This is a genomic window from Microbacterium sp., from assembly GCF_051953575.1.
In the GTDB taxonomy this organism is placed as follows: domain Bacteria; phylum Actinomycetota; class Actinomycetes; order Actinomycetales; family Microbacteriaceae; genus Microbacterium.
Window position 1 is genome coordinate 1 of sequence record NZ_JBQCIP010000183.1, and the last position, 11128, is coordinate 11128.

The following is an 11128-nucleotide window of genomic DNA, read 5'->3' on the forward strand; positions in this document are numbered from 1 at the left end:
CCGGGTGCTGGGGACACCCGGGGCCTGGGCGTCGCGGGCTATCGCGCTCGTCCACCCCCCGGCGAACGGCACCCTGCGACGGTGGGAAGGTTTCTTGGGGAGGTCCCTTCCCTGAGGCACTGGGGATGCCTCGCATACAGCCTAACCCGATTGGTAGAACCAAGTCTGTCCCCTCTTCGGGGGACAAGACTGCACGCATCAGTGGTGGGCGACGTAGCCGTCGGCCCACTGCCGGAGCGCCGCGAACGCGTCGGCGCGGGGCTGATCGCGCGACAGGAACACGTCGTGGATCGCCCCCTCGATGCGCGAGATCGTGACGCCGCGGCCGATGAGTGTGGCGGCGCGGGCGATGTCGTCGACCCACAGCACCGAGTCGGTCGACGTCATCGACTCCTTCCACGAGATCGGCGTCGTGGAGTGCGCCGACAGCAGCACGAACGCCGGGCATGCGACGTCGATGCCTCCCGCGATCCGGCGATGGCCGCCCATCACGGCCGCCAGCCACCCGGGCGCCGTCGGGAAGCCGCGGTCCGGCCGCCAGATCGCGCGCTCCGGTCCGGTCGGCAGCGACCCGATCTCTTCCTGCGCGCGCGTGTAGAACCCGAAGTCGACCTCGGGCTGTGCGCCACGTGGGTCGAGCTTCGCGCGCATCTCCACTAGCGGCGCCAGCGCCTGCCGGCCGATGGTTCCGATCTGCAGCTCCAGCCACGGGCTGTTGAGCACGAGGGCGGCAACGCGGCCGGGGTGGCGCGATGCCCACAGGGTGAGCGTCAAGCCGCCGGTCGAGTGCCCCATGAGCACGAGCCGCCGTGCCGACGGCGACTGCGGCGTGCCCTGACCCATGGCGGCCAGGGCATGCGCGATGTCGACGTCGTAGTCCTCGAGGGCGTCGACGTATCCGGGCGTCATGCCCTCACGCAGGCTGCGCCCGTAGCGGCGCAGGTCGAGCGCGTAGAAGCGGGCGCCGCGACTCGTCCAGAACTGCGCGACATCCCGCTGGAAGAAGTAGTCCGACCAGCCGTGGATGTACAGGACGTCCACGTCGCGCAGCGGAGCGAACAGCGACAGAAACGGGTTCGGGATGCTGCGCACGAGAGTCGCGACGAGCTCGCCCTGCGTTCCCTGGACGCCCAGCGGCATCGTGAGCTGCTCGAACGGCTTCCCCAAGATGTCGGGGACCCACGCGTCGGACGGCCCGGCCATGACCACAGCCTAGGCCGACGTCGTCACTCGCCGCGGGAGATCGTGACCATCTCCTCGCGCGGCACGACCTTGATGCGCGCGCGCTCGTGCGGGGCGCCCAGCGCGATCTCGTGCTCGTCGAGGCGGTGCCAGCCGTCGAGGTCCGTCCAGCGCACGCCGCGTTCGGCGAGGAGCGCCGGGATCGCCTGCTCGGACGGGTCCGCCGGCTGCCACCACGTGCCCTGGTCGTTGATCAGGTGGCGGACGGTCTCCATCGCGTCGGACTTCGTGTGTCCGATGAGACCGACCGGACCGCGCTTGATCCAGCCGGTGGCGTAGACGCCGTTGACCCGCTCGTTCGAGTCCTTGCTCAGCACCTGGCCCTCGCGGTTGGGGATCACACCGTGCTTCTTGTCGAACGGCACGCCCGGCAGCGGCGAGCCGAAGTAGCCGACGGCACGGTACAGCGACTGGATCGGCACCTCGCGGAGCTCTCCGGTGCCGACGACGCCGCCCTCGCCGTCCGGACGGGTGCGCTCGTACACGAACGCCGACACCCGCCCGTCCGCATCCGTCTTGACCTCGACCGGCTTCGCGTAGAAGTGCAGGTGCAGTCGGCGGGATGCCGTCCCCCCGGCGTTGTTCACCGAATCGCGCTTGCGCCACGACTGCAGCACGCGGTCGATCACCATGACCTGCTTGTTGCTCGCGATCGCGGCGCGCGACGCCTCGTCGTAGTCGAAGTCCTCGTCGTAGACGACCATGTCGACGTCACGCAGTTCGCCCAGCTCGCGCAGCTCGAGCGGAGTGAACTTCACGTTGGCCGGCCCGCGGCGGCCGAACACGTGCACGTCGGTGACCTGCGAGGCGGCCAGGCCGGCGTGGACGTTGTCGGGGATCTCGGTGGGCAGCAGGTCTTCAGCGTGCTTGGCGAGCATGCGGGCGACGTCGAGTGCGACGTTGCCGTTGCCGATGACGCCGACGGATGCGGCATCCAGCGGCCACTCGCGCGGCACGTCGGGGTGCCCGTCGAACCAACTGACGAAGTCGGCCGCGCCGTACGAGCCGATGGCGTCGATGCCGGGGATGTCGAGGGCGGTGTCGTGGATTGCCCCGGTGGCGAAGATGACGGCGTTGTAGTGGCGCTTCAGGTCGTCGAGGGTGATGTCCTCGCCGAAGCGGACATTGCCGAAGATGCGGATGTCGCCGCGGTCGAGCACCTCGCGCAGCGCCGTGATGATGCCCTTGATGCGCGGGTGGTCGGGTGCGACGCCGTAGCGCACCAGCCCGTACGGGGCGGGCAGCTGCTCGAACAGGTCGATCGAGACGTCGAACTTGCGCTCGGCCTTGAGCAGGATGTCGGCGGCGTAGATGCCCGCCGGGCCTGCACCGACGATCGCCAGTCGGAGCTTGGTCATGAGTGTCCCTTCGGGGCCGGGCTCACCGCCCCCTCCGTTCGTTGCGGGCGGAGCGGCGGAGCGCGGGTGCGGCTAACTGGAGCGGTCGGCGACGGCCTGCGCGAACCGGGTGAGCGCCTCGCGCACCGAGCCGTCCGGCAGCGGGGCGAGCGCCTCGATGGCCTCGTGCGACCACGCGTGGGCGAGATCGAGGGTGGCCTGGGTGGCCTCGTGGTCGCGCAGCCGCGCCAGCGGCTCGTCGAGGAGCGCCGGGTCGGCGCCGTCGGCGATCTGCGCGACGCCCTCGTCGATGCGCGCGCGCAGGGCGACCGCATCGGCATCGGTGCGCTGGGCGAGCACGAGGTACGGCATCGTGGGCACGCCGGCGCGTAGATCGGTGCCGGGAACCTTGCCGGTCTCGCCGGGATCGGCCGAGAGGTCGATCACGTCGTCGAGCAGCTGGAAGGCGACGCCGGCCTTCTCGCCGAACGTCACCATCGGCTGCTCGAATTCCTCCGGGCCGTTCGAGAAGATCACGCCGGCCTGCGCGGCAGCGGCGATGAGCGAGCCGGTCTTGTCAGAGAGCACCTGGAGGTAGAAGTCGACCGGATCGTCGGCATCCGTCGGCCCGACGGTCTCGTGCATCTGCCCGAGGACGAGGCGCTCGAACGTGTCGGCCTGCAGCCGGATGGCGCGGTCGCCCTGGTGGGCCATGATCTGGCTCGCCCGCGAGAACAGCAGGTCGCCGGTGAGGATCGCGATGTTGTTGCCCCACACCGCGTGGGCGCTGGGCACTCCACGGCGCTTGTCGGCGGCATCCATCACATCGTCGTGGTACAGCGACCCCAGGTGGGTGATCTCGAGAGCCGCAGCGGCCTGGATCACCTCGTCGGTCGCGCCGTCGCCCAGCTGAGCGGTCAGCAGGGCCAGCATGGGGCGCACGCGCTTGCCGCCGGCGTCGTACAGGTAGCGGCTGGTGGCGTCGGCGAGCGCGTCGGTCGCGTGGAGCTCGCGCTCGAGGGCGAGGTCGACGCGCTTGAGCCCCGCCTCGACCGTCTTGCGCAGGCCGCGCGAACGCGTCCCCGCGAAGACGCGGTCGGTCAAGCCCAGCTTGCCCGCGATGCGCGAGCCCGGCACGGTCGGTGTCACCCTGCCAGCCTACCGGGGCTCGCCACCGGGCTTCACGGCGCGGTGCAGGGCGACGATCCCGAGCGACAGGTTGCGGTAGGCGACCTCGGTCCAGCCCGCCTCGCGGATCCAGGCCGAGAGGCGTCGCTGGTCGGGCCAGTCGCGGATCGACTCGTTGAGGTAGTCGTAGGCGTCGGCGTTGGAGCTGACGGCCCGCGCCGCGACCGGCAGCACCCGGTCGTTGTAGAACCGGTAGAGCCCGTGGAACAGCTTCGACGGCGGCTGCGAGAACTCGCACACGACCAGGCGTCCGCCCGGCTTGGTCACGCGCAGCATCTCGCGCAGCGCCTTCTTGGGGTCGTCGACGTTGCGCAGTCCGTACGAGATCGTGACCGCGTCGAACTCGGCGTCGGCGAAGGGCAGCGCCGTCGCGTTCGCCTCGACGAAGGTGAGGTTCGGGATGCCGCCTCCCGGCGCCGTGGGGCCGTAGCGCTTCTCGCCCTCGGCGAGCATGCCCGGCGAGAAGTCGGCGGCGACGACCTCGGCGCCGCGGCCGGCGAGCGCCGCACTGGACATCGCCGTGCCCGCCGCGAGGTCGAGGATGCGCTCGCCCCGACGGGGGTTCACCGCTCGCACCATGGCGGCCCGCCAGAACCGGTCGTTGCCGAGGCTCAGCACCGTGTTGGTGCGGTCGTAGCCGGCGGCCACCTGGTCGAACATGCCGCTCACGCGCGACGGGTCCTTGTGCAGGTCGGCGCGGTTGGACTCGTGATCGGAAGGGTGCGTGGCCACGGGCACGAGTCTAGGCCGCGGGCCCGACAGCACCCTGAGGGGCGGGGAACTCGACCCGCGGCGGGGCGGGCACGCCCGGCAACGATGCGAGGTGGGCGAGCCAGGCATCCGCAGTGGCGTCGTCGAACGGCGCCTCGGCGGCGGCGACCCGCCGCTCCAGATCGACGGCGAGGGCGTCGAGCCGCTCCACGAGGTCGAGCGGATAGCCGTAGCGCACCCGGTGCTCGTCCCATTCGTCGCGGTCGTCGATGAACAGGCCACGCCCGTCGATGGCCTTCACGACATCGAGGTCCATGTCGATCCCCGTGGGTGCGCCGGCATCCCAGCGGATGTCCCACGCGATGTCGATGTAGATGCGCACGCGGCGGGGCGTCGCGTGCACCGTCATGGCGAAGTCGCCGCTCGGCGGCAGCAGGGTGACGTTCGGCCCGTCGGCCGGGAACTCCAGTCCGGGCCGCACGTTGCGCCAGCCGTCCGGCTGGCCGAGCCAGTCGCCCCACCGGTCGCTGCCGAGGTAGACCTCGTCGTTGACCCAGTGCGCGCCGCCGTCCCACTTGCGCCACCGGAACTGCAGCGCGGTCCCGACCGCGGGGCGGTCGAGGCGGGTCGGGCGGGGCTGCGCGGCGGCGGCGTCGGTCACCTCGCGAGTCTAGGCTGGAGGGGTGACATCTTCGCGCCGCCCGCCGCAGCTGGTGGTCGAGACCCGCGAGATCGAGCACGTCGACGACCTGCTCGTCTACGCCTCCGCCGACGAACCGCTGGCGTGGCTGCGCCGGGGCGACGGCATCGTCGGCATCGGCAGCGTGGGCGGGTATGAGCGCGGTCCGCAGGGGCACGCCGGCGTCGACGACGGAGGCGTGCCGTCCCCCGCGGACGCCTGGCGCCACCTGGCCGCAACCGCCGAGGTGGACGATCCGGTCGGGCTGCCGGGCACGGGGCTGGTCGCGTTCGGGACTCTCGTGTTCGATCAGCGCTCGTCAGCCACGAGCCGGCTGATCGTGCCGCAGGCGGTCATCGGCCGCCACCGCGGACGCTCGTGGATCACCCGCATCCGCTCCTCGTTCGGCCTCGCGGAGCCGGCGGTCCAGCCCACGCCCTACGGACCGCACTGGTCGGCCACCCTCGGTCCCGGCACCATGGATCCCGCCGCGTACCAGGCCGCCGTCCGCGCCGCTGTCGACGCCATCCGCGCCGGCGAGCTCGACAAGGTCGTGCTCGCCCGCGACCTGGTGGGCACGATCCCCGCCGGCGCCGACCTGCGGCGCCTGGTGCGCGCCCTCTCGCACGACTACCCCGACACGTGGACGTTCGCCGTCGACGGCATGATCGGCGCGAGCCCCGAGACCCTCGTCACCGCCTCGCGCGGCGTGGTGACCGCACGCGTGCTCGCCGGCACGATCCCTCGAGGGACTGACGCGCACGACGACGCCGCGGCATCCGCATCCCTCGCGCACAGCGACAAGGACCTCGGAGAGCACCGCTTCGCCGTGCAGAGCGTGCTCGACGCCCTCGGCCCCCACACCCGTCATCTGCGGGCCGACCCCGAGCCGTTCACGCTCAAGCTGCCGAACCTGTGGCATCTCGCCACGGATGTGGCCGGCGACCTCGCCGACCACGCGTCGTCGCTGGACCTCGTCGCGGCGCTGCACCCGACGGCCGCCGTCGCGGGCACCCCGACCGCTGCGGCCCTCGACACGATCCGCCGGCTCGAGCCCTTCGATCGCGGGCGCTACGCCGGACCCGTCGGCTGGGTCGACGGCGACGGCAACGGCGAGTGGGCCATCGCGCTGCGCTGCGCGCAGATCGGCGCCGCGCCCGTCCGACGGCACGCCGAGTACTCCGCCACGATCCCCGTCGTCGCGCACGCCGGCGCCGGCATCGTCGCGGCGAGCGACCCCGAGTCGGAGCTGCTCGAGACGCGTGTGAAGTTCCGGCCGATCGTCGACGCCCTGGCCTGAGCAGCGCGGGTCTGCCGCGCGCACCGCGCGGTCGAGCGGATGCCGGGCGCCCGACATCCGTCCGGTCAGCGGGCGAGCAGCGCGCGCAGCGGGTCCAGGCCCATCGGGCCGAGGGCGAGCGCGTCACGGTGGAAGTCGCGCAGCGAGAACGCCTCGCCGAGGCGGTCCTGATGCGCCGCACGGGCCTCGTTCCACAGGCGGGCGCCGACCTTGAAGGCGAGCGCCTGGCCCGGCCAGCCGAGGTAGCGGTCGACCTCGAAACCGGCGAGCGCAGGCTCGACGAGGGCCAGGTCGACGAGCAGGTCGCGGGCGAGCTCGGGGGTCCACTCCCCCTCGGGGACGAGGGCGTTCGGCGGGATCGGGCGCCCGGTGTGCAGCCCGATGTCGGCGACGATCCGCACCGACCGCCAGATCTGTCCGAGCACGAGGCCCAGGCGCTCGGCGGGGTCGCGGATCAGGCCCAGCTCGTCGGCCAGCTGCTCGGCGTAGTGCGCCCAGCCTTCGGCGTAGCCGTGGATGTGGCACAGGTGACGCTGCCAGGCATGCAGCTCGGGATACGACGCGGTGAGCACGAACTGCAGGTGGTGCCCGGGCACCCCCTCGTGGTGCACGCTCGTGACCTCCTGCCACGTCGCCGCCACGGGCACCCCGCTCGGGATGGTCCACACCACGCGCCCGGGCGTCGAGCCGTCGGGCGCTCCGGGCGTGTAGTAGACGACGCCGGTCGCCGCCTCCGACACGAGGCACTCCACGTCGCGGACCGCTGCGGGCAGGTCGAACGCGGGGGCGACGGCGTCGATGGTCTCGCGAACCCGCCGCGTGAGCCACGCCTGGATCGCCGTGACGCAGTCCAGCCGGTACCGCGGATCGGCGTCGAGCAGGGATGCCGTCGCCCGGACCGGGTCGTCGCCCGAGCCCCCGAGCGCCCGGGCGAGGTCGCGTGCCTCGCTCACGAGCCGCTGCAGCTCCGACCATCCGTACGCGTACGTCTCGTCGAGGTCGATGCGGGCGCCGAGCATGCCCGCCGCGAGGTCGGCATACACGGCCTCGCCCACACCGTCGGCCGTCGGCGCGACCGGCCGCAGCTCGTCGCGCAGCACCCCGACCAGTTCGGCGAGCGCGACGCCGATCTCGTCGGCGGCGGCCCGCGCGCGGGCGCGGGTGGCGGCATCCACGTCGCCGACGACGGGGACCGAGCCGAACCAGTCCGACTCGGCCCACATCGCGACCTGCGACGCCAGGGTGTCGAGCTGGCGCACCGGGGCGACTCCGCCGCCGGTGAAGCGGTCGCCGTGGTCGCGCGCCCAGCGCAGCGACGAGATGTACTCGCGCACGGCGGCCGGAGAGGCCTCGAGCGTCGCCAGCACCGCCTCGCCCGCGGCATCCGCCGTGACCGCCCGGCCTTCGAGCGCGTAACGCACGAGGTGCACGGGAGTCGCGAGTCCCGCGACGAGCCGGGGCGTGAACCCGGTGTCGAACAGCAGCCGCTCGCGCTCCAGGCGCTCGCGCAGCGCGGCGCGCAGCATCTCGTCGCCCGGCCCGGCCGCGTCCAGCGCGGGGAGCGTGGCGCCCTGCAGCTCGTACTTGGCGACGAGCCACTCGGGCGACAGGTCGGGCAGCGGACGCGCGACGAGCCCGAACGCCAGGGCGGCGTCGGGCTCGTGGCGGGCGAGTTCGCGGACATAGGCGTCGGCGACCTCGCGGACCGGGTCAGAGCTCACCGGTCCACCCTAGATGCGCGTGCTCAGACCGACCGCTGGTAGGCGCGGATCGACCGCATCGCCCACACGAAGGCGAGCGCGGCGAGCACCGTGAGTCCGGCGACCTGCCACCACCCGTGGTCGGGGTAGGCGCCGTCGAGGCCCCCGCGGCCGAGCTCGACCGCCCAGGTCATCGGGTTCCAGCGGGCGACGTCCTGCACCCACTGCGGCATGAGGTCGGCGGGCATCATCGTGGTCGACAGGAACGTCGCCGGCAGCACGATCAGCTGCGACAGGCTGATGAGAGCGATCTGGCTGCGCGCGGTGAGCGCGACGGCCGTCGACGCGCAGCAGAAGATCGTCGCCAGCAGCGTCGCGACACCGAGCGCCACGAGCATGCCGCCGATGCCGCCCGGGTAGCGGGCGCCGGCGAGCCACCCGATGCCGAGCACCACGAGCGACTGCGCGAGGTTGATGATCAGCTGCTGCACGAGCTGCCCCGTGATGATGGCCGAGCGCGACACCGGCGAGGTGAGGTACTGGTCCATGACGCCGGAGTTGATGTCGTCGATGTAGCCGGTGCCGGCCCACGCGCCCGAGTACAGCACCGTCATCATGAGGATGCCGGGCACGAGGTAGTCGATGTACCCGGCGGTCCCTGAGCCTGTCGAAGAGTCGAACTGCGGCAGCGCCCCGAGCGAGTGGAAGACCTGCCCGAACAGCACGATCCAGATGACGGGCTGGATCAGCGACATCACCGGTCCCCAGACCTGGCGCAGGGTGGCGATGAGCCAGCGGCGCAGCACCTGTCCGGCCTGGGTGAACCAGCCGGCCCGCGAGGGCGCGGCGATGGCGGGGGCGAGAGCGATCGTGGTCATGCTGCGACTCCTTCCGGAGCGGCGACGGTGTCACCGAAGGTGTGGCCGACGAAGTGCAGGTACACGTCGTCGAGGGTGGGGTGGGATGCCGCGACCTGGCCGAAGCGGATGCCGGCGGCATCCAGGGCCCCGATGACGGCGCCGACGGCCGCAGACGCGTCGTCGGTGCGGGCGGCGAGGACGCCGTCGACGCCGGAGGCCTCGACGACCACGTCGCGCAGACCGGGAACGCGGCCGATCGCGTCGCGCACGGCTGCGGCGTCGGGCTCGATCAGCGAGACGCGCAGCGAATCGCCGTGGAGCGCGGCCTTCAGCTCGTCGGGCGTTCCCTGCACGACGGCGCGGCCCCTGTTGACGAGCAGCAGCTCGTCGGCGAGGCGGTCGGCTTCTTCCATGTAGTGCGTGGTCAGCACGACGGTGAGCGCCTCCTCTCCCGACAGCCGGCGGATCTCGGCCCACATCGCGGCGCGCGCCTCGGGGTCGAGCCCGGTGGTCGGCTCGTCGAGGAACAGCACCTGCGGGCGATGCACGAGCGCGGCGGCGACGTCGAGGCGTCGGCGCATACCGCCCGAGAACGATCCGACGGGTCGGGTGGATGCCTCGGCGAGCCCGAACTCGTCGAGCAGGCGCACGGCCCGGCCGCGGGCATCCGCCGCGCTCACTCCGCGCAGGCGGGCGGCGATCTCGAGGTTCTCACGGGCGGTGAGGAGCGCGTCGGTGCTCGCGCCCTGCGACACGTAGCCGATCGCGGCGCGCACGGCGCCGGGGTCGGCTGCGACGTCGTGCCCCGCGACGGTCGCGGTGCCGCTCGTGGGGCGCGAGAGCGTCGTGAGGATCTTGGTGGTGGTGGACTTGCCGGCGCCGTTCGGGCCGAGCAGCCCGAACACCCGGCCGGCGGGGACCGAGAATCCGAGGCCGTCCAGAGCCCGCACGGCCGGCCGGCGACCCCGGCCCGGGTAGACCTTCACGAGGTCGCGGGCGACGATGGCGTTGTTTTCAGGCATGGCGAAGCATCCCTTCCTTCGAATGGGTGATGTGCCGCCGAGCGGGCCGGGGACGCGGCCCGCTCGGATCAGGACTTGTGGTGGCTCTTCTCGGGCGCGAACAGCATGCGGGCGAGGAGCAGCATCATGAGCGCGAACCCGCCCACGAAGGCGACCGGCGCCCACCACCAACCGACCGTGAACACCAGCACCGCGATGACGGCGAAGGTGACGAGCCAGATGGCGGCGGTGTAGACGCCGAATCGTGCGGCGGTCTCGGGCTCGCGCTCGAACCGGTTGGGCGGGGTGGCGGCGGCGAGCTGACGGGTCCACGCCTTGTGGCGGTTGGTCTGCGTGGCGCCGAGGAACGAGAAGAGGATGATGGATGCGATCACGCCCAGTGCGGCGAAGACGATGCCCCACATCGGCATCGAGCCGAAGGCGACCAGCGCGACGAAGCCGAGCCCGAAGGCGCCGAGCAGCGTTGCGAGGAAGTACCCCGCCGCGCGGTTCTGCGGCATCGGGTGGTTCGTCGTCGTCTCTTGCGAGAGGGAGTCGCCGACGATGAGCGCGAGCGCGGTCGACGCCATGCCGAACAGGCCGATCTGCGCGCCGATCGGCAACGGCAGCACGCCGCTCGCGCCGAGGATCGCCAGCGTGATCCCCACGGCGGCAGCGATCGAATACGCCACGGTCCGTACGACGAAGCCGGGCTTCGGGCGCACGTGGTGGCGCTGCAGGAGCGCGGCATATTCGTCGGTGCGGCGCGCGGGTGAGGCATCCGTCGTCTCGTCGAGCAGTGCGCGCACGTCGCCGAGCTCGGCGACGGCCTGCCGTGCGGCGTCGGACGCCGTCGCGCCGGCCGCTTCGAGCTCTTCGGCGCGGGCCATCAGGTTGGCGCGCACCTCTTCTTTCAGGTCCTGCGCGTCCGGCGTCATCTCGACGCCCTGGAAGGCCTCGTCGAGCAGACGGTGGATGTCGGTGTTCATTGCTGGCTCTCCTTCACGTCGAGCAGTTCGTCGATGATGCGCCGGGTCGCGGTCCACGCCGCGACGTTGCCGCGGTACACCGCGCGGCCGGCGTCGGTGATCCGGTAGTACTTGCGACGCC

Annotated in this window: 10 protein-coding genes; 1 reads left to right on the forward strand and 9 read right to left on the reverse strand. The window is 72.3% G+C overall.

Features of this window, described 5'->3' with window-relative positions; genetic code table 11:
• Positions 1-198 precede the first annotated feature (198 nt).
• The 5 genes from ACTHNQ_RS11440 to ACTHNQ_RS11460 all read right to left on the reverse strand — a co-directional run bounded on the left by ACTHNQ_RS11440 (position 199) and on the right by ACTHNQ_RS11460 (position 5139).
• Positions 199-1203, reverse strand: a complete 1005-nt coding sequence (locus tag ACTHNQ_RS11440) for an alpha/beta hydrolase (protein ID WP_440333490.1) — start codon at positions 1201-1203, stop codon at positions 199-201.
• A gap of 23 nt (positions 1204-1226) precedes the next feature.
• Positions 1227-2600 carry an FAD-dependent oxidoreductase gene (locus ACTHNQ_RS11445; protein WP_440333491.1) on the reverse strand — a complete coding sequence of 458 codons (1374 nt, stop codon included), beginning with the start codon at positions 2598-2600 and terminating at the stop codon, positions 1227-1229.
• A 72-nt stretch (positions 2601-2672) separates the two neighbouring features.
• Positions 2673-3728 carry a polyprenyl synthetase family protein gene (locus tag ACTHNQ_RS11450; protein ID WP_440333492.1) on the reverse strand — a complete coding sequence of 352 codons (1056 nt, stop codon included), beginning with the start codon at positions 3726-3728 and terminating at the stop codon, positions 2673-2675.
• A gap of 9 nt (positions 3729-3737) precedes the next feature.
• Positions 3738-4499, reverse strand: a complete 762-nt coding sequence (locus ACTHNQ_RS11455) for a demethylmenaquinone methyltransferase (protein ID WP_440333493.1) — start codon at positions 4497-4499, stop codon at positions 3738-3740.
• 10 nt (positions 4500-4509) lie between these two features.
• On the reverse strand, positions 4510-5139 hold the full coding sequence (locus tag ACTHNQ_RS11460) for a DUF402 domain-containing protein (RefSeq protein ID WP_440333494.1): 630 nt from the start codon (positions 5137-5139) through the stop codon (positions 4510-4512).
• 22 nt (positions 5140-5161) lie between these two features.
• Between ACTHNQ_RS11460 and ACTHNQ_RS11465 the strand changes: the two genes are divergently transcribed.
• Positions 5162-6457 carry an isochorismate synthase gene (locus ACTHNQ_RS11465; RefSeq protein WP_440333495.1) on the forward strand — a complete coding sequence of 432 codons (1296 nt, stop codon included), beginning with the start codon at positions 5162-5164 and terminating at the stop codon, positions 6455-6457.
• A gap of 65 nt (positions 6458-6522) precedes the next feature.
• Here the strand turns inward: ACTHNQ_RS11465 and ACTHNQ_RS11470 are convergent, their stop codons facing one another.
• The 4 genes from ACTHNQ_RS11470 to ACTHNQ_RS11485 all read right to left on the reverse strand — a co-directional run bounded on the left by ACTHNQ_RS11470 (position 6523) and on the right by ACTHNQ_RS11485 (position 11007).
• Positions 6523-8178, reverse strand: a complete 1656-nt coding sequence (locus tag ACTHNQ_RS11470) for a DUF885 domain-containing protein (RefSeq protein WP_440333496.1) — start codon at positions 8176-8178, stop codon at positions 6523-6525.
• A gap of 23 nt (positions 8179-8201) precedes the next feature.
• Positions 8202-9035 carry an ABC transporter permease gene (locus ACTHNQ_RS11475; protein ID WP_440333497.1) on the reverse strand — a complete coding sequence of 278 codons (834 nt, stop codon included), beginning with the start codon at positions 9033-9035 and terminating at the stop codon, positions 8202-8204.
• Positions 9032-10039, reverse strand: a complete 1008-nt coding sequence (locus ACTHNQ_RS11480) for an ATP-binding cassette domain-containing protein (RefSeq protein WP_440333499.1) — start codon at positions 10037-10039, stop codon at positions 9032-9034. Before ACTHNQ_RS11480 ends, ACTHNQ_RS11475 begins: the two co-directional genes overlap by 4 nt.
• A 68-nt stretch (positions 10040-10107) precedes the next feature.
• Entirely contained in the window at positions 10108-11007 is a 900-nt protein-coding gene (locus ACTHNQ_RS11485) for a permease prefix domain 1-containing protein (RefSeq protein ID WP_440333500.1), read from the reverse strand.
• Positions 11008-11128: the final 121 nt, after the last annotated feature.

What these genes read in the sequence shown, in the direction of transcription:
- ACTHNQ_RS11440 (WP_440333490.1), bottom strand. Translation starts at nt 1,203, where the DNA reads ATGGCCGGGCCGTCCGACGCGTGGGTCCCCGACATCTTGGGGAAGCCG.
- ACTHNQ_RS11445 (WP_440333491.1), bottom strand. Translation starts at nt 2,600, where the DNA reads ATGACCAAGCTCCGACTGGCGATCGTCGGTGCAGGCCCGGCGGGCATC.
- ACTHNQ_RS11475 (WP_440333497.1), bottom strand. Translation starts at nt 9,035, where the DNA reads ATGACCACGATCGCTCTCGCCCCCGCCATCGCCGCGCCCTCGCGGGCC.
- ACTHNQ_RS11480 (WP_440333499.1), bottom strand. Translation starts at nt 10,039, where the DNA reads ATGCCTGAAAACAACGCCATCGTCGCCCGCGACCTCGTGAAGGTCTAC.
- ACTHNQ_RS11485 (WP_440333500.1), bottom strand. Translation starts at nt 11,007, where the DNA reads ATGAACACCGACATCCACCGTCTGCTCGACGAGGCCTTCCAGGGCGTC.